Source organism: Bacillus sp. FSL W8-0770, assembly GCF_038008705.1.
GTDB lineage: Bacteria > Bacillota > Bacilli > Bacillales > Bacillaceae_G > Bacillus_A > Bacillus_A cereus.
Genome location: NZ_JBBOZR010000001.1, coordinates 2938683 through 2958506 on the forward strand (window position 1 = coordinate 2938683; position 19824 = coordinate 2958506).

Consider the following 19824-nt stretch of genomic DNA (forward strand, 5'->3'; position numbering starts at 1 on the left):
AATGTGTAAAAAATACATATTCTTTTGTTCTAAGTTCATACACTTCTACCAAATCGATACGGAATTTTCTGATTTTAAAACTAATATGAAATAAAGGAGAATAAAAAGAAAAACTATTATCAATCTATCAATTGAAAATAATACTTAGCAAGCATTTATCATCTTAATTCCAGGTGTATTCGTTTTGCTTCAAAATAAAGAACTTGAATAAATTTTTTCGTATCAATACGAGCAGGTAATGTTGGTTCATTATTCAATTCTGTCATCTTTCTCCTTACGGTAGTAAAATCAAAAAATCTAGAAGCATAATTTTCGAACTTCGGGTTTAAAAAATCAGTAAGTCCAAGGGATGCTAAATGGTTTAATGATTGATAAATTGCTCTCCGAATCCGTTGTTTGGAAGCTTCTATGAACCTTTTTAATTCGGCATCTTCAGCTGAATCCCCAAGTTTTTTTTGAGCCAAATTCATAAAAATCTCTTTTAGTGAGGGAAAGCCTTGTTCCAACGTGTTATCTTGTTCATATTTATATAAATAATCTAGCATATCCATTAAATCTTTACTTCCACTTTCACTGGCTATTCCTAATTCAGACAAAAGAAAATGAATGGAATTTTGAAAATGATTAAAAGTATTTAAATGTTTTTCATTACGGTATTTTTCTTGTGCACTTGAATTACTATCCAATTTTAGTACCATATTAAGCGATTCTTGAATGTTTTTTATCGATTTTTCCAAACGAATTCGTTCAATGACTTTCCGAACAACTGTTAATACTTCAATCCGGTTAATTGGCTTAATAATATAGTATTCAACACCAAGCGAATAAGCTTCAGCAATTAATTCTTTTGATTCTACTTGAGAGACCATGATGATTTTCCCTTTAAACGAAGGTTTTATTTGACGGATTGTTTTTATTCCATCTTGAATCGGCATTAACAAATCGATAAATAAAATGTCTATATTTTTAAGGATTAGCATTTGTTGCTCTAAAGATAAACCATCCTCAGCTTCTCCTATAACCTCCCCAAGATCTTCATCCTCGATAATTTGAGCCAACATTGAGCGAACCGCTTTTTCATCATCTACTATATAAAAATACATAGAATCACCCTTTCGAAATTATATGATCAATCCCTAATCTAATTATAAAAATTGATCCTTTTCCTTCGGTTCTGTCCTCAAGCGTAACATCACCTTCAAGTTGTTCGACCATTTCTTTAACATACGATAATCCGATACCTGTCGATGGGTTGCCTAAATCATCATATTTAGAAGTAAACCCAGGCTCAAAAATTGAATCTTTATATTTTGAAGAAATACCAGGACCATTATCGCCTATTTGAAATTCAACAAAATGGTGGTCTTTATTAATGTCAATTGTGATGGTTCCCATACCTTGGATAGCTTCTACAGCGTTTGTAACGATATTATTTATAATAGATAAGATTGTGTAAATATGATAATGAGGATGCACACCATCAATTTTATACAAAAATTGGATGTCTTTCTCTAGCAAGCGTGCATATTTCGTATTTGCCCGTATAATGATATTTACTAGTTCATGTACAGACATATAATCTGTAAAACTTTCATCGGAAATTAGTTTTGAAAGTCCCGCAAAAATACGTTGGTTATCCTTTTTAACGTCATGGACCTCACCAGCAATTTGTAATGCCTGTTGCCTTAAATCCCCAAACTGAAAATCCATCTGTTTGTGCTCAAAAGAGTCTAAGGTTTTATATAAATCATAGGATTTTTTTGTTATATTCTCAGCATCTTGTAATGTTTTTTTTAAATGAACAGCATCTTCATATAAATTAGAGATAAGCATGAGCATGTGTTCATTTTGTTTCTTTATGTGTCTCTCCCTTGATTGCGCTTCATACAATTTCATCATATTGAAAAAGCTTAGAACTATAAAACTATGGGAACATGCGATAACAATAATCTCATTTATTGCCTCGGATGTGATTGATGTTTTTAATACGAAATATTGAATCATTAATTCCACACAGTCTGACAGTATTTCAATCATGCAACCAATAAAACCAATCATTAGTGGTTGATGATAAAAACGTTTGATTTTTGCTAAATGAAAGAGATACGAATAAGTAAAATAAAAGAAAAAACTAGGATAGTGAGTATGAAAAGCGGCTAGCCAATCCATATTTCCCTTTATAATGACATCCATTGAGATACGAAATACTACCACGACTATCGCTGTTAAAAAACCCGGTAAAAATGCTGGAATTCGTCGAAACAATAACAAAAAAAAGAAAAATGTTGGTGCGCCAAAGCTCATTCTAAATGTTTCATTTAAAGGAAATGACTTTATTTCACCTACTAAGGGTACTGTAAGTATCATTAAAACGAGAATATAGATGTCTTTTTTTACTAAATTACTAAGATTCAAAATAATCACTTCTCACTTTCGCCTAACAGTCAGTATACAAACCTATTTGCATTAATACAATACTTACTCTATTTTTTTCAAAAACTGATAAATAAGATATAAACGAAAGCATTATAGATTGTGAGTATTCATTACACCCTTCTACTTTAGAAAGATACTTTATAACTCAAAAATGTTCAGACACAATATAAGGTCTGAACACTTTTGGACTCGCTCTAACACCAAAATATCTGTGCTCCTTTTTAAAATATACTTAAATCCCATTCTTTTGCAATATGTTCTAACAACATAATTCCTGGTAAACTATTCCCATATTCATCAATGGCTGGTCCGTAAATACCAATACCACATCCATCTTGGAACGATAAATCCTTCCTAGATTTTGAGGGAACAAGTGTCATAATTCCGCCGGATACCCCACTCTTAGCTGGTAATCCAATGAAAGCAGCAAATTTTCCAGAAGCATTGTACATTCCACAAGTTAGCATTAAAGCTTTTGTTAACCTAGCTACTTCTTTAGGGAGCACTTGTTCTTTGCGAATAGGATGATATCCATCATGTGCTAGTATAAGCCCTATTAAGGCAATATCTTCTGTATTTATTTCAATGGAACATTGTTTTAGGTAAACCTCTAGTGTCTCCTCCACATCTGATTCTAGAAAACCATTCTCCTTTAAATAGTATGCTAATGCTCTATTACGATGAGCCGTTTCCCATTCTGATTGAAATACTATTTCATTAATAGCGGGACGCTTCTCTATCATTTTTTCAATTAATACGTATAGAGATTCTAATTTTTCTTGCACCGATGTCCCTGGCAAAAGTGAAGCTATCGTAATCGCTCCAGCATTGATCATAGGATTAAAAGGTTTTCCTGGTTTATGTATCTCTAAACGAATAATTGAATTAAAGGCATCTCCAGTTGGCTCTACGTCAACTCGTTCTAATACATAAGAAATACCGCGACTTAAACAAGCGGCTATAAAACCGATTACTTTTGATATACTTTGTAATGTGAAAGGTATCTCCCAATCTCCTGATTTTATCATTGTTCCATCTGGCTTTACTATACAAATACCTAACTGCGATACATTTATTTCCCCCAGAGCGGGAATATAACTGGCGCTTCGTCCCTTAGCTGCATACGCTCGATAATGAGCTACCCATTGATCTAAGCAAACTTTTTCTTGACCCTCAACTTGAACGCTAGAATCCTTTATCATTTAATCATATTCCCCCGTACTATTAACTTTATATAGAATGATTTTTTCTTTACTATAATCAATAATATTTGCACTAGAACCAAGAAAAATATTCAGACATATTGCAGTCTGAATATCCTTCTTATTACACACTTTTCTTTTTTGAAGTTTTCTCATAACTATCCCAACATTCAATATTTTCAAGCCCTTTAATGTTTTCTTTATAAAAAATAGGATCTTTACCAGCTTTTTTCTGGTTTATATAATCTTGTAACGCCGCAAATGCTACTTTTGAAAGTAAGGTAATAGCAATTAAATTAATAATAACCATAAAGCCCATAAATAAGTCCGCTAAATCCCATACAATTTGAATCTTTGCAACAGAACCAAATACAATCATAGCCAACACACTTATTCTGTATATCATTAACCACACTTTACTTGTATGTAAGAAGCGAATATTTGTTTCACCATAATAATAGTTGCCAATTAACGCACCAAATCCAAATAAAAAAACAAAGATAGCAAGACAACCCGATGCCCAAGGACCTATGTGTTCACTTAATGCTGCTTGTGTAAGTGCAATACCATTTAACCCCGGTTGTTTATATGCATCAGACAGCAAAATAATAAAGGCAGTGCTAGTACAAATGATCAGTGTATCCGTTAATACACCAAATGCTTGAATCAGTCCTTGTTTCACCGGATGACTTGTTGTTGCTGTTGCGGCAACGTTTGGTGCACTTCCCATACCAGCTTCATTTGAAAATAAACCACGTTTAACTCCATTCATAAGTGCTGCACCAATTGAACCGCCTGCTATTTGTTGAAAACCAAATGCGTTTTGAACAATAAGAGAAAGAACTTCCGGCATTTTTGATATGTTGGTAACTACAACAAATAATGCAACTCCAATGTATAATACTGCTAAAAATACCACCTTGTATTCAGCCATTTTTGCAATACGTTGTACACCACCAAAAATAATCGCAGCGAAAGCAATAGCCATGATTATCCCAACTGTTAGACGATCTGTACCAAATGAGTTTTGAAAAGCAATTGTAACTGTATTTGATTGTACTGAATTGAATACAAGACCAAAAGTAATTGTGATTAAAATAGAGAATAATACTCCCATCCAACGTTTATTCAACCCTTTTTCCATATAATAGGATGGACCACCGCGGAAACCAGTTTTATCTTTTACTTTATATATCTGTGCTAATGTGCTTTCGACAAAACTGGAGGCCGAGCTAATAATAGAAATAATCCACATCCAAAATACAGCTCCAGGACCACCTAATGCAATTGCAATCGCAATTCCTGTGATATTCCCTGTTCCAACGCGGGCTGCCATACCAATACAAAACGCTTGAAAAGGAGAGATTTGATCTTTAGAACCACTTTTCCCCTCCATTAATACACGGACCATCTCTTTTAACATTCGAAACTGTACAAAATTCAATTTAAATGTAAAATAAATTCCGCAAATAACAAGCATAATAATTAACAATTTAGACCATAAAAAATCATTTGTTGATCCGACTAACTCTACAAAAAATCTTTCCATATTATCACTCCATACCAAAAATTTATCTATCATAATCTATATAAAATCACCTATATTCCTTGGCATAAATACCTCATTCATATTCAAATACAACAAGGATAAAAATTTTCTATATTAATAGAATTGGCCTGTTTAAACAAACATCGCAACACGCAACCGCAAAACTGAATTTTCTAAAAACTTACCATTTATACACACGATGCTCTATCCCCTTCTGCAAAACTAATATTCTTATCCACTAATGTTGTTGTACTATTATGTTTGTTTCGTTTACCGGTGATTTACATTTAAATCATAATAATCTATAGTGATTAACTGGTTTTTTGTTAATTTTCTTAAGAACATGGAAATATCTCCTTTCTTACTACTAATCTCAAAAATAGGCTAGGTAAAAATTTCACAAAAAATCTATAAAGCGCTTTCAATCTTTAACTAAGAGAAGCTTGTCTTTAATTTATAATTAAAAGTACAGAATGTTACGAAAAAGTACAGGTTTTTATAAAAATAAAAAATATTTTAAGATTTTTCATCTAAAAAAACAGTGAGATTTTGTGAATTTTATACAGTATCCAAACGTCGCAGATTTTGTTCTATCTATCCTTTGACAAGCCTCTATTTTCTTCATAAAAACATGCATATTTTTTCTCTTTTAGAAGTTCATATAAAGTATTTGAAATCAAGAATCAACGGGATATTATAAGAATATTTAAAAAATAAAACATTTAATTTATTTATGGTATCATACAAAAAACATTTGTTTTCTCAATTAATCCCCCTAGTTGGATTCGTCTATATTGCACATATTTACAACATGAAAGACACTAAGAAAAAAGGATTTTGTTGAAGGGATGAAACATTACAAAACTCTTATTTAGGACCTTATGTCATCCTCTTTTCTAGCAATATCGAGTTATCCCAAAAACGTATATTTACTAACATAGATTACAGGTGGTGTATTGTGAAAGAAATAGTATTTGTTCAAAATAAAAAAAGACTCCTTATGAAATTCGAATTTTTAAAAAAGGATTTAGTACTTACCATTTCACTGATACTAGCAATTGTAAGCTGCTTAATACATTCGCCAAAGATCGAATATATTAACTTTGAAGTGTTAATTAGCTTATTTAATCTAATGGTGGCCATTAAGGCCTTGGAACAGCTAAAGATATTAGACAAACTTGCCGTTGCGATTTTAAATAAATGCAATAACAGCAGGTCAATATCTATTATTCTAATTTTGTTATGCTTTATTTGCTCCATGTTTGTAACAAATGATGTTGCTCTCCTCACTTTTGTACCAATAACACTTGTCATTAGTAAAAAAACACAAATGAACATGATGGATACAATCATCCTGCAGACAATTGCGGCAAACATCGGTAGTAGCTTGATGCCTATGGGAAACCCACAAAATTTATACCTATATTCTTACTATGGAATTAAGCTCATCCCATTTTTAGGTTCAATCCTGCTTTTAGCTGTACTTGGAATTAGTTTGTTATTTATATTTACTCAAAAACTTCAAAAAACAGATTTGAAAATAGAACTACCTGTTATTACCGTGAAAAATCGAAAAAAAGCTACCGTCTGGATTTTGATACTTATTACTATCATTGCATCTATTTTTGGTGTTATTAATTATTACATTGCGCTAATAGTCACACTGATAGCAGCATTTACGTTAGATAGAAACTTACTATTTAAGATCGATTACTTTCTTCTAATAACCTTTGTCTGTTTTTTTATTTTTATCGGAAACATTTCCCATTCCGATGCACTGGGGACATTTGCTCGCGCTAATTTAAGAGGAGATACTTCAGTCTTCTTTAGTTCCATATTTTTGAGTCAATTGATTAGCAATTTTCCTACTTCAATTCTTCTATCAAACTTTACTTCTGATTGGAAAGCTTTATTACTAGGAGTAAATATTGGAGGGCTTGGAACAATTATCGCATCTTTAGCCAGTGTAATCTCCTATAAACTATTCATTCAGGCCAATGTTAAAGAGAGTAAGGCGTATTTAATTAAATTTAGCATTTACAACTTTGCATTTTTAATCATACTTACATGTATACAATACTTTATCTTTAAATTTCTAAAAATTTTTTAAAAAATTGATTCCTTTAGAAAAACCCAAATTTCTCAGCATTAAATTGAGAAATTTGGGTTTTAATATAGGTATGTTTAAAGAGCTACAACAAAGTTACCATCAATTTAATATTTTGAGATGTTCTCACAGTGAAAATCTTTTAGCTTTTACGTTGTTTATTAGATTTCAGTTCATTTTTGAAGTCTTCTTCACAAAATCCTTAATGTCCCTCAATTTTTTCCCGCTAATATTATCTTTGATGGTTGAATCTAGTTCAATTTCTAATTTTGCAAATGCTGCTCCTACACAATTATAGATACTTAATCCCTCTATACTCTTTCAAGCGGTAATCCATTCCGATAGAAATTACAAATGACAAAATTTATCCGTTTTTCCTACTTGCTAAATTCAGCAAGTAAAATGTTTTTAAAAACTTCTGGGTTATTAAGGTTTAAACTGTTCGAATTGATAGCGAGTGTATGTTTACCTCCAAGTGTTCCACCAGCAAAAGTGGAAAACCCTGGAACGGCCCCCCTGTGTCCCCATACCGAGACACCGTTCGGAAGCTTAATTTCAAGTATTCCAAGACCATATCCGGTTCCCTCTCTATTTGTAGGAACTGTAGTAAGCATTTGTTTTAACTGCTGTTCCTTCAGTAATTTGCCACCTAGTAAGCAAGAGAAGAATTTGTTTAAGTCGTCAGCAGTAGAAATCACATCTCCATCCGAGCTACCTGGGTTAATATAAGTAACATCTTTTAGCTCACTCGCTCCGTCTAGTTGCAAATAGCCACGGGCATGCTTGGTGCCTGGAATCACGCTTGAATTACCAGGTAGAAATGTATTTGACAAATCAAGCGGTTCAATAATCCGATTTTCAACCTCTTCCGCATAGCTGTTTCCTGTTACTTTTTCAATAAGGATTCCTAGTATTACATATCCTGTATTTGAATAAGACCAACCCTTTCCTGGGGCAAAGTCTGGGGGAAGTGAAATCCCCATCTTTACAAATTCTTCAGCCGTATACGATTTTTTTATATCCGTAATATCAAAGTCTTTTGAATTTATATAGTCAGCAATACCACTTGTATGATTCAATATTTGCCGGATCGTAATCTGGTTACCATCATATCCATTTCCTTGAATAACACCAGGTAACCATTTTTCAATGGAGTCGTCTAGATTCAAACGGTTCTCTCCAGATAATTGAAGTAGAACTGTTGCAATGAACGTTTTCGTCACACTGCCAATGCGAAAGCGAAAATCTGCTTTCATTGGTTTCTTAGTTTTCAGATCCGCTACCCCAGCTGTATAACTCCAAGTTTTACCCCCCTTAGAAATTTTAGCGAGTATTCCCGGGTATCCAAGTTGCAGTTCATCTCGCATTGCTTTCTTAACGGAAGTACGATCGCTTTGCGTACTTGTTTGTAACGAACTAGATACATTTTGCGTAGATTCTGCTTTTACAACTGATGTTGGTGTTATGTATAACAGGGAACTTCCACCTATTAAAAGTGCTAGACTTGCACATGTAATTTTACTGCGTGTTTTCATAAAAAATTCCTCTTTTCTATTTAAATTGTATTGATGGCTGATAGCTGTCTCATATACTAATCACACAGCTATCAACTCTCCCAATGATAAAAGTCAACACTGAATTTGCAATCAACGTACTAATCATTATTTTCACAAACACCATTGTGTTCTAACAATCTCTAAATCACTCTTTTTCCACATACATATTAACCATAGAAATTACTTCTTTTCCTTAAAACACTCTTGTTACTGATTATTTGTTTTATATGTAGGCCGTACTTGTTCCCCCCTTCATGCCTCCTTATATTTTTATCCTACACAATGAAAATCTCTTTTTTCTTACCTATTCCTTACAAATTCCTTACATACAAAATCACTTCTACAATAGGATTGAAGTAGCATCTGTGCCCGAAAGCGCAAAAAACACCGATGCTTTTCGCTTCAGTGTTTTTGCGCTTTACATATTGTAAGATTCGTTTTACTCTTAACAGGTTAAACTGCTGATTTTTTCTAATGCGATTATTCTTCTTGTTATATAAAACAAATTTCATTGTGTTATATGACACACTATGAAATTTGTCATTACGGCACATGATTCTAAATTTATTGATGTACTTGAGATGGACTCACTTTTTGAATTTGAACAAGTATATCAAACGCTTTACCTAATGATATATCAACAGTTTTTGGTATATCAGGCCCTTCGGTAGTTATTCCAGCGAAAATTGGATGTTGTTCGTTTAACCAAGTTTTTGTCACGCCGTTCGCCTTACGTAAATCAATAAAAAATTGATCTTTTTTGACCTGTCCAAAAATGTAGTTATAACTGTTTGGATCATCCGATTTTAATGTTCCATAGGGGCCAAATTCACCATTGCTATTCTTCACATTGTATTGTCCTTCATAAACTGACGTTCCAATAGATACGTACCGTTTTCCGTAATATTCTGCTAAATGCTGCCCTGCTACTTTAGGGTATATAAAAGAAAGCATATTTGTTTTCGAAACGTGTCCATTATGTCCCCATACAATGGTTTTTCCTAAATGTTCTTCAGTCCACTTCGCATTTTCATACAATGCAATATCATGTTTCAAATAAAAATCCGCTGGTTTATCAGGAGGTGTCGCTAACATTGTAGTAAACTGTTCAATAATACGAGCATTTTGCTTTATCCATACGAACTCTTTAGATTTCCCATTTAAATGACTTTTATTTTCCTCTAATAAAGCACTAATTTGTTTAGCATCTAAAACATACTTTTCTTTTTCTTCTTTCGTAAGGCTTTCAAAAGTATTCATATCCTTTGTTACAGGAATAAGCCCTTTTATCTTCTCTTCTACTCTAGGCAACAGTTTTGAATTGTTCGCTTTAATATATTCTATTATATTATTATAAACATTTTCGTTTACTGATTGAATGTCCATCCCGATGACACGTACTTTCGATTTATGTTTTGGATTAGCATTATATTGCCGAATCCAATCAAGTAAATCTAGCATTTCTTTCGTCTTAAATACAGGTGTTAGATGTTGGTTTGGGTTTCCCTTACCAGTAAGAACATATCGATCAAGTTCCAAGGCCCTGTCCCATCCCTCTTCTAAAACTAGATTGGTAAAGCCCTTTTCAGATACTAAATACTTAACAATGCGGTGTTTCATCGTAAAAACTTCATGAGCCCCATGCGTAGCTTCACCTAAACCTACAATTGAAGCTGAACCTACCATATCCTTAAGTGGTTTCAAATCATTAAGAGATGCAGTTGGATTAGTTGTTTTTAAAGGCTTTGCATGTGCTTCTAACCATTTCGCTATTTGATTTGTATTATAGGGAGCTGTAACAGAAACCTCTGTTTTCGAATCTGCATAAGTATTTCCTACAAAATGAGTCATTGTTATAGCAGAAGCAACAATTGCAATAATTATTTTCTTTTTCATAAAAAACCTCCTGAAATATTTACTTATAGCTTTTTGACATACTCTGCCAACTTCCGTTTAAAACATTCATTTTCTTATTACTGTTAAGATACATTTATTCTAGTTCCTAAAACTCACTTATTTCTTAATAGGTTCTTAAGAAATTCTTAATTCACTTATACAAATATAAAACTAAATAAGCTTCAATTCATTGTATTGTAAATTCCTCATTGCATAACATTATAATGTGCAGATATCCGTTATAAATGATGTTATCTAAAGTATTCAATTTCAGTATGTATTATTAACGTAGTTAATATATGGTTAATATGAAGTTCCAAATTTTGATTGTTTGTAGTCTCTTTATCATAGAGTTAATTTAGGGGTTATTTTTTGTTCACTTCATTTTTTTCGGCACTCTGCATCTAGACGGTATACCCATTGGCCACAGTTAGACTATTTCAAATCAAAAAAAATAGATTACCTGCACACTAAAGAGTATAGCGCACAGGTAATCTAGTTGTTTTTGAGATTAATAAAAACCTAATTTATCTTTTGAATTCTTCCATCAATAATAGACTGAATTGGTTCTTTTGATTTTTTTATATAATCTACTAATGCTTCAAAATCAGTTGGTCCTGTTTCAGCATCTTTACCGTTTTTAAAGGATACAAATCCATCTCCCCCTGAAGCTAGAAATGCGTTAGCAACGACGCTGTAAGTTTTAGAAGGAATAATTTCTTCTCCATTCGTTAAGCGAATACTTGTTACTTTTTCTCCATTGGGCTTGTTCGCATCCCAAGTGTATTGGATTCCTGAAATTTGAAGCATTCTTGTTATGTCTTTTTGCCATTGTTGATTTAAAATATCACGAATGTCTTGACCTGTTAAATTTACTTTTATTAATTGATTTCCGAATGGTTGAATACCATATATCTCTCCCCATGTAATATCACCAGCATCTAAGTCATTACGAATACCACCAGGATTCATAAGTGCAATTTGGGATTGCATTGTTGCACGCTGGGCATCAGCAACTAAATTTCCAAGAGTAGATTCACCAGCCGTATTGAGTTTGCGATCTAGTGGCGCAATAGACTTACCTACAACTTCATTAACAAGAGGTGCGATTTTTGCTTGATATTTCTCCATCTTCTTCTTTATTTTTTTATCAGGCTCTATGCCTTCATGATAAGTTGTAACAATTTCTGCTTTTTTCTCAACAATATCTTGTGTTTTACGATCAATCTTTACATCAACATCAGCAAAAGCCATACCATATGAATTTGCTTGTACGACAAGTTTATTATTAACAGTTCCATTTACATAAGTGTGGCTATGGCCACCAAAAATAACATCGACTTCTGGATCAGTCTCATTTGCTAATCGGACGATATCACCATTTGTTACGCCGTTCCCATCTGTTATACCTCCGTTATGTGCAAGAACAACGATAGATTTAACGCCTAGTTTTTTTAATTGCTTTACGGATTTGTTAATAGCTTCAACTTCATCTGTAATTTCTACATTCTTTAGCATAGTAGGCATAACAAGGTTAGGAACATCCGTTGTTACGACTCCGATAAATCCAACAGGAACTCCTTGTACCTTTTTTATAGTGAATGGTGGTAAAAATAAACGACCGGTGGATTTATTATAGAAATTTGCAGCAACATATGGGAATTTTGCTCCTTTAAAATTCCCTGTTTTCTCATGGTATCCACCATAAATAAGGCGGTTCATTTCTTCAACACCTTCATCAAATTCATGATTCCCTATCGTTCCAACATCGAATTTCAAATCATTTAGAAATTCAATCGTAGGTTCGTCTTGTAATAATGCTGAAACAGGAGTACTTGCTCCAACAACATCTCCAGCATGTACCTTTAATGTATTCGGATTTTGTTTTTCACGATCACGTAAATAAGCCCCTAAGTACTCAATTCCCCCTGCATCTTTATTGTTAATTTTTTTTACAGTGTCTAGTTGCCCATGAAAATCGTTAATACCGAGCATTTGTACATCTATGTAGCGGTTTGATTCTGTACTTGCTTGGGCTGAAGGCATAGCAAATACACTAGTAAAAGTAACTGTACTTAATGCTAAAGCAACTGGAATAATTTTTTTCAACATAAAATTTCTCTCCCCTAATTAAAATCTGACATAATACGATGTTATTTTAATATATTAAGAGAATTATTTCTATAAAAATTCAACTAATTATAAAAATTAATAAGATTTTATTGTTTTCTGACAAAACATTTCTTTATTTTGAGGATTATTCAAAATATTATCTTGATAGTAATATAACAATACTTCTAAGAAATCTAAAAAACTCTAATCAATATATTTTAGCTGTTAAGAAGAGTATTCAATCCAAAATTAATGGAGATTTATCAACCTAACATCTCAATATCACCATTAAAAAGATGCTCCTGGATTTATCCAAGAGCATCTTTTATAAAGCTTTATTTTTTACTTGTTTATAATTTATTAATTAACAATTATATAGTTGTAATTAGTCCTTTAAAAATGATAGGAGTGCTTCATTAAATTCTTTGGCATGCGTTGCATTTAGCCCATGTGGACCACCCTTTATTAACGTTACTTTAGAATTAGGAATTGCTTCATGTGTTAATTTCCCACTATATTCATAGGGTACAGTTGCATCAGAATCACCGTGAATAATAAGAGTAGGTATATTAAACTTCTCCAAGTCTTTTCTAAAATCTGTCTTACTAAAGGCGGTAATACAATCAAGTGTTCCTTTAGGTGATGCACTGGCTGCAATATCCCAATTATATAAACGGAATGGCTCACTAACTAAATCTGTTCGATTACCAGCCGCGAAAAATCCCTTAGTAAATTCATCAAGAAATGCAAGGCGGTCATTAATCACACCACTTTTGAACGCTTCAATTGTTGCATCATCTAATGCCCCTTCAGGATGATCCTCTGATTTGTATAAATATGGAGGTACTGCTCCAGCAAAAACAGCCTTTTCAATACGATCTGTTCCATACGTACTAATATACCGGGCTACTTCGCCTCCACCCATAGAAAAACCAACAAGTGTGACATTTTGAAGCTCTAAATGTTCTAATAGTTGATGTAAATCAGAAGTAAAGGTATCATATTCATACCCTTCCCACGGCTGAGATGATTTTCCAAATCCTCGACGATCATATGTTATAACTCTGTATCCAGCCTCAACAAGAGCGGGAACTTGGTATTCCCAAGATCGCCCACTTAACGGCCAACCATGAATTAGTACAACTGGTTTTCCTGTGCCATAATCCTCATAATATATCTCAATTGGTTCTTGATTTTCGGTTCCTACAGTAATTTTAGCCATGCTTCTACCTCCAAAAAATATTCTAATATGTATCCTTTTCTTCAATAATCCGGATGAATGTCATAACCTATTCATGCACGTTTATGTTGTGAACTCTAAGTATGAAACTCTATTATTCCAAAGAATTCATTTTCTCCTTTTGGAACAATCCCCCCTCTAATACCTTTTTCATCATAAAATAATTACTGAACATTACTCCTATTCAATTGTAATAACAAAAATAGGTGACTATCAATATTGTTCTATCTATAGGATGTATAGGTAAAACCAATCTATTTTATAGTGAAAACAACTATAGTTACGACCTATACGAATTATAGATAATTTAGAATTGATTAACGAATCAGTTTTCAAATACTATAAAATTGTATAGCACTTCATGTTCTGTGAATGCTGCTATAACCAATATTATTGGTCAGCTTAGTTATAAACGAAGAAACTTATGATAGTATTCGACTATTTAAACTTTCTTCGATTACTTAATTTTTAGGAGGAATACATAATGACTGATCTCTATTCTCGTATTAACAAAGATGATGCTGTCTTGCTTTTAGTAGATCATCAAACTGGTCTTATGTCCGGACTAGTACGTGACTATGGTGTTGATGAATTCAAGAACAATGTTTTAGCTCTTGCTCATACTGCTAAGTTTTTTGATTTACCAGTTATTTTAACAACAAGTTTCGAAAACGGGCCTAATGGACCTTTAATGCAAGAATTGGTTGATCTCTTTCCTCATGCACCAAAAATAGCTCGACCTGGACAAATTAACGCATGGGATAATGATGATTTTGTAAAAGTAATCGAAGAAACTGGAAAAAAACAACTTATCATCGCAGGCGTAGTTACGGACGTTTGTGTTGCTTTCCCGGCACTTTCCGCTATAAAAGCTGGATATGAAGTATTTGCTGTTACGGATGCTTCAGGAACTTTCAGTAAACAAGTTGCAGATGCTGCCAATACTCGTATGGCACATAGTGGTGTGCAACTTATGAACTGGTTTAGCGTAGCTTGCGAATTACAACGCGATTGGCGCAACGATGTCGAAGGTTTTGGCAATTTGCTTGCTAGCAATCTTCCAGGCTATCAAAATATAATTGGAAGCTATAGGGGAGCTCAGCGAGATCTTAGTAAACAAAATGCATAAAGTGAAACTTTAATCAGTGGGGGTTTTGTTCATCCCCCACTGATTATTAGTTGAACCAATCGGGCTTTTACAGGCAGTTGATCCCCCACCTAACTTCTTTGCTTCCGCTGAATTTTGAGGTGGGGGTCTTACTGCCCGTTAATGCGGGATAAATGTATTTCAAAGAAATAGCTTTAAATCACTTTCAAAAAAATGGATAGTATACATTTAGTGCTGATTAAATCAGCACTCTCTTTTAATTTAAAAGGTATAGCAAAAATTTTATTTTTACGATTACAATTTTAAACAATTAAAAAAGGAGCGTTTTATTATGAGTAATTTAGAATTGTTAAATCCGGAGAACAGTGCATTAATTTTGATTGATTTTCAACCTCAAATGACTTTTGGAGTTGCAAGTATTGATAGACAAACATTGATTAATAACGTTATGCTACTTGCTAAATCAGCAAAAACTTTTAACGTACCTACTATTCTTACTACAGTTGAGACACGCAGCTTTTCTGGTTATTTTTGGCCACAAATTCTTGATATATTCCCAAACCATGAAATTATAGAACGCAGTTCAATGAACTCTTGGGAAGATCCAAAATTTGTTGAAGCAGTTAAAGCAACAGGTAGAAAGAAATTAATATTTGCAGCACTTTGGACTGAAGTTTGCCTTGCATTCCCTGTGCTTGAAGCAATGAAAGCTGGCTATGAAGTGTATGCAGTTGATGATGCTTCAGGTGGTACTAGTCTGACAGCACATAACGCTGCTATGCGTCGTGTAGAACAAGCTGGTGCAATTCCAGTGACAGCAATTCAAGTTTTACTTGAATACCAACGTGACTGGGCACACAAAGACACTTATGATGCTGTAATGGAAATTGTAAAGGAGCACACTGGCGCTTATGGTCAAGGAGTAGAATACGCATATACTATGGTGCACGGCGCGCTTCCAAGCAGGAAAATATGAAACAAGAAGGAGTAGCTGTCGAAGAGACTTATACAGGGAACACGATGGATGCTGCTGATCCAGTAACAACGATTGTTACATGGGAAATTCAACAAGGTAAAGAAAAACAGTTTGAAACATGGAGACATGAAATCGAAGCTGCCGCTACTAAATTCCCAGGGCATTTAGGTGTAAATCTAATAGTCCCAAATAACGAATCGAGAGAGTATACTGTTATTTTTCGCTTTGATACGTATGAGCATCTACGTGCTTGGCAAGAATCAGACATTCGCCGGGATTTGTTAAAAACGGCAGAACAATTTCAAGTTACTAATCCGAGTTACAAAACTGAAAGTAGTTTGGCTTATTGGTTTGTTACTCCGAAAACGCCAGTTCCACCGCCAAAATGGAAAATGTCTATCGTTACCCTTTTGGGTGTATGGCCTCTTAGCATGTTAGTTCCTAAAGTGATAGGACCTATTATAAAACATATGAATCCTATTATATCGGCCTTTTTTGTTTCAGTATGTATAGTGTCCTTGCTATCATGGGTAGTCATGCCGATTTTCGGTAAATTATTTCATCCATGGTTACAAAATAATAGAAAGTAGACGAGGTGTGAACATGAATTTACCGGATATGATCTTATATAACGGAAAAATTACTACCCTTGACCCTTCTCAGCCTGAGGTATCTGCTATCGCCATAACTGATGGTTTAGTCACTGCAGTAGGTGGAGATGAGCTTCTTAATAGTGCCACGGAAAAAACAAAGAAAATAGACCTTAAAAGAAAGAGAGCTATTCCAGGCCTGAATGACTCTCATATACACGTTATTCGTGGTGGTCTGCATTATAATATGGAATTACGTTGGGAAGGCGTGCCATCACTTTTTATTGCTCTAGAAATGCTCAAAGAACAGGCAAGGCGTACACCTGCTCCTCAGTGGGTAAGGGTAGTTGGAGGTTGGTCTGAATTTCAATTTAAAGAGAGACGGTTGCCAACTTTGGAAGAAATTAATGCCGTTTCTGAAGACACTCCTGTATTTGTGCTACATCTTTACGATAGAGCACTTGTAAATCGTGCTGGGCTGCATGCACTGGGATATACAAAAGATACACCAGACCCTCCAGGCTGCTTAATTGAGCGGGATAAACGAGGTAATCCAACGGGCCTTTTAATTGCGAATCCTAACGCTTCTATTCTTTATTCAAGTTTGGGTAAAGCACCAGCACTTAATTTTGACGACCAGATTAATTCAACTCGCCATTTTATGCGCGAATTAAATAGATTAGGTATTACAAGTGCTATTGACGCAGGTGGTGGATTCCAAAATTATCCTGATGATTACAAAGTTGTTGAACATTTAGCCGAGAAGGAACAATTAACTTTGCGTATTGCTTATAATCTATTTACGCAGAATCCAAATCATGAATATGAAGACTTTGCTTCATGGGCAAAAATTGTTTCTCCAGGTCAAGGAACTGATAAGTATAAAATGAATGGTGCCGGAGAGATGTTAGTATTCTCAGCGGCCGATTTTGAAAAATTTCAAATGCCACGGCCTGAACTAGCTACGATGATGGAAGCTGACTTAAAGAAAGTAATTTCTCTATTGGTGGAAAACCGTTGGCCCTTCCGTTTACATGCAACTTATGATGAGTCAATCACACGTTTCTTAAATGTATTCGAGGAAGTTAACAGTGAAATTCCTTTTAATGGTCTACGATGGTGGTTTGATCATGCAGAAACAATCTCAGATCGTAGCATGGAACGTGTTAAGGCTTTAAATGGCGGTATTGCCATCCAAGACCGCATGGCTTTTCAAGGTGAATACTTTGTTGATTTATACGGAAAGGAAGCTGCAAAGCGTACTCCTCCGATTTATCGTATGTTAGACCTTGGTATACCTGTTGGCGCCGGTAGTGATGCAACTAGAGTTTCCAGCTATAACCCTTGGGTCGCTCTTTATTGGATGGTTGCCGGAAAAACCATTGGTGGACTTTCGATATACGATGAAAAAAATAAACTGGATAGAAAAGTAGCCCTGGAATTATATTCAAAAGGAAGTGCGTGGTTCTCTGGTGATGAAGGTAAAAAAGGAACCCTTGCAGTAGGTCAGTTTGCTGATCTTGCTGTATTGTCTGCTGACTACTTTACTGTGCCAGAAGAAGAAATCAAAAACCTTGAATCATTACTCACAATTATGGGCGGACAGGTTGTGTATGGAAATGATGAATTTAAAAATTTATCACCTGAATTGCCGCCAGCATCACCTGACTGGTCACCGACGGGAGTTTATGGTTATGGCGGTGCTAACCTAGCCAACACTATACTTTCTCACGATGCCCATGATAACAAGTTACATAGTTGCAGTAACCCTCTCCATCAACACACTCATACCGTAATAGGAAAAGATGGAACTAAATGGGGTATTGGTTGTACTTGCTTTGCTTTCTAAATCAAAACCACCGGTATAATGCCGGTGGTTTTCTTTCTGCAATAAGGATATGTAGATTCGAAATAGCATTGTATATCTCTATTGGAATCTATTACTATTTAATAGGACAAAAGAGTTGATAGCTTAAACTTGATTTGTTTTTTACATCCTTCTCTCCTTGCAAAGCCTACCCCTTTCCCTTAAGTAAAAGTCAAAAATCAATCACACCACACATATAAAGCCACTGCCCTTTGACTTTAATATTTGCTTTATCTTAAGACTTATAGATTTTTTCAAATTTCACACTAGAATCATTATTATTTCTATTACACTGATACTTTTTGCGAATCATTTAACTTCTGCATAAAGATGCGTGCAGCAAAACTTAAAAATTTATCATCAAAGTGAATAAGATTAATATCTTGACTTGGTGTTGGATCAGTAATACGAACTATGCTCAAAGTATCATTATTAACAAAGTTAACCAGTGAACGAGGTATTATGGCAACCCCATGTCCATTGTATACAAGGCTCAATAGAGAAATAGAAGATTTTGTTTCTATATTTGCTTCAGATAAAGATAACCCTAAACTCTCACAATATATTTTAATAGATTCACGACAACTACATGAAACCATTATTCTACTGAGCCCTACTAATTCTCGAAAAGAAACAAATGATTTTTCATTCAAAGGATGATTTTTTGGAATGACAAGGACGAGCTCTTCACTATACAAAAGGGTGTTTGTTAATGTGTCTGGAATTTGAGCACTACGTGTAATCCCGAAATCAATATTTTTGTCAACGATTTGATTTACAGCAACTTCAGATTCTATAATCTTTACTACGATGTTGGGATAATGTTGTTGAAACTTCATAATATAAGGTGTTAAATAAGTGAGATCCTCTAATAAACCTCCTATAGTAATTACACCTCTTTTTACACCCTTTAATTCAAAAATTTCATTATAAACGTCATCAAATTGTTGCATGATAAATTTTCCTTTATCAAATAGCAGCTTACCCGCTTCTGTCATTTTGATACCTCTTCCAACTCGATGAAACAAAGGTGTATCAAGTTCACCTTCTAACACACGGATTTGTTGACTTAAAGTCGGCTGTGAAACACCTAGAACTTCCGCAGCTTTAGTAAAACTATTATTATTACAAACTTGAATAAAATACTCTAAATGACGTAATTCCATTCTTGATACCCACTCTCCG

At 34.1% G+C, this 19824-nt stretch carries 14 protein-coding genes and 1 pseudogene; 5 read left to right on the plus strand and 10 right to left on the minus strand.

Going from position 1 to position 19824, the window contains the following annotated elements; translation table 11 throughout:
* Nucleotides 1-158 precede the first annotated feature (158 nt).
* The 4 genes from NST27_RS15130 to NST27_RS15145 all read right to left on the minus strand — a co-directional run bounded on the left by NST27_RS15130 (nucleotide 159) and on the right by NST27_RS15145 (nucleotide 5187).
* The gene (locus NST27_RS15130) at nucleotides 159-1103 is read right to left on the minus strand and encodes a response regulator (protein WP_000274074.1); all 945 of its coding nucleotides are present in this window, start codon (nucleotides 1101-1103) and stop codon (nucleotides 159-161) included.
* 4 nt (nucleotides 1104-1107) lie between these two features.
* A complete protein-coding gene (locus NST27_RS15135) occupies nucleotides 1108-2424 on the minus strand; it encodes a sensor histidine kinase (protein WP_000584792.1) in 1317 nt (438 codons plus the stop codon).
* Between the two features lie 233 nt (nucleotides 2425-2657).
* Entirely contained in the window at nucleotides 2658-3638 is a 981-nt protein-coding gene (gene glsA, locus NST27_RS15140) for a glutaminase GlsA (protein WP_000588648.1), read from the minus strand.
* 124 nt (nucleotides 3639-3762) lie between these two features.
* The gene (locus tag NST27_RS15145; protein ID WP_000439290.1) at nucleotides 3763-5187 is read right to left on the minus strand and encodes an alanine/glycine:cation symporter family protein; all 1425 of its coding nucleotides are present in this window, start codon (nucleotides 5185-5187) and stop codon (nucleotides 3763-3765) included.
* 958 nt (nucleotides 5188-6145) lie between these two features.
* On the opposite strand from NST27_RS15145, the gene NST27_RS15150 reads away from it, so the two are divergent.
* The gene (locus tag NST27_RS15150; protein WP_000659286.1) at nucleotides 6146-7297 is read left to right on the plus strand and encodes an anion transporter; all 1152 of its coding nucleotides are present in this window, start codon (nucleotides 6146-6148) and stop codon (nucleotides 7295-7297) included.
* Between the two features lie 165 nt (nucleotides 7298-7462).
* Here the strand turns inward: NST27_RS15150 and NST27_RS15155 are convergent.
* From NST27_RS15155 to NST27_RS15175, 5 genes and pseudogenes are all read right to left on the minus strand, one after another.
* Nucleotides 7463-7561: pseudogene (locus tag NST27_RS15155) on the minus strand (cytochrome P450); the annotation flags it as partial.
* Nucleotides 7562-7671: 110 nt separating this feature from the next.
* Nucleotides 7672-8829 carry a serine hydrolase domain-containing protein gene (locus NST27_RS15160; RefSeq protein WP_000857810.1) on the minus strand — a complete coding sequence of 386 codons (1158 nt, stop codon included), beginning with the start codon at nucleotides 8827-8829 and terminating at the stop codon, nucleotides 7672-7674.
* 585 nt (nucleotides 8830-9414) lie between these two features.
* Nucleotides 9415-10746: an erythromycin esterase family protein gene (locus NST27_RS15165; RefSeq protein ID WP_000726831.1), complete on the minus strand. Its 1332-nt coding sequence runs from the start codon at nucleotides 10744-10746 to the stop codon at nucleotides 9415-9417.
* 522 nt (nucleotides 10747-11268) lie between these two features.
* Complete coding sequence (locus tag NST27_RS15170; protein WP_000913789.1) at nucleotides 11269-12858, minus strand: bifunctional metallophosphatase/5'-nucleotidase; 1590 nt, start codon at nucleotides 12856-12858, stop codon at nucleotides 11269-11271.
* Nucleotides 12859-13243: 385 nt separating this feature from the next.
* A complete protein-coding gene (locus NST27_RS15175) occupies nucleotides 13244-14080 on the minus strand; it encodes a bromoperoxidase (RefSeq protein ID WP_001074330.1) in 837 nt (278 codons plus the stop codon).
* 502 nt (nucleotides 14081-14582) lie between these two features.
* Between NST27_RS15175 and ycaC the strand changes: the two genes are divergently transcribed.
* From ycaC to NST27_RS15195, 4 genes are all read left to right on the plus strand, one after another.
* Nucleotides 14583-15227 (plus strand): isochorismate family cysteine hydrolase YcaC, encoded by a 645-nt coding sequence (gene ycaC / locus NST27_RS15180; protein ID WP_061661782.1) that lies wholly within the window; start codon nucleotides 14583-14585, stop codon nucleotides 15225-15227.
* 310 nt (nucleotides 15228-15537) lie between these two features.
* Nucleotides 15538-16182 carry a hydrolase gene (locus NST27_RS15185; protein ID WP_000067163.1) on the plus strand — a complete coding sequence of 215 codons (645 nt, stop codon included), beginning with the start codon at nucleotides 15538-15540 and terminating at the stop codon, nucleotides 16180-16182.
* Entirely contained in the window at nucleotides 16179-16772 is a 594-nt protein-coding gene (locus tag NST27_RS15190) for an antibiotic biosynthesis monooxygenase (protein WP_000806850.1), read from the plus strand. Before NST27_RS15185 ends, NST27_RS15190 begins: the two co-directional genes overlap by 4 nt.
* Nucleotides 16773-16785: 13 nt before the next feature.
* Nucleotides 16786-18621, plus strand: coding sequence for an amidohydrolase (locus NST27_RS15195; protein WP_001052852.1), 1836 nt, complete (start codon nucleotides 16786-16788; stop codon nucleotides 18619-18621).
* Between the two features lie 305 nt (nucleotides 18622-18926).
* On the opposite strand, the gene NST27_RS15200 is transcribed toward NST27_RS15195, so the two are convergent.
* Nucleotides 18927-19805: a LysR family transcriptional regulator gene (locus tag NST27_RS15200; RefSeq protein WP_000423213.1), complete on the minus strand. Its 879-nt coding sequence runs from the start codon at nucleotides 19803-19805 to the stop codon at nucleotides 18927-18929.
* Nucleotides 19806-19824 lie beyond the last annotated feature (19 nt).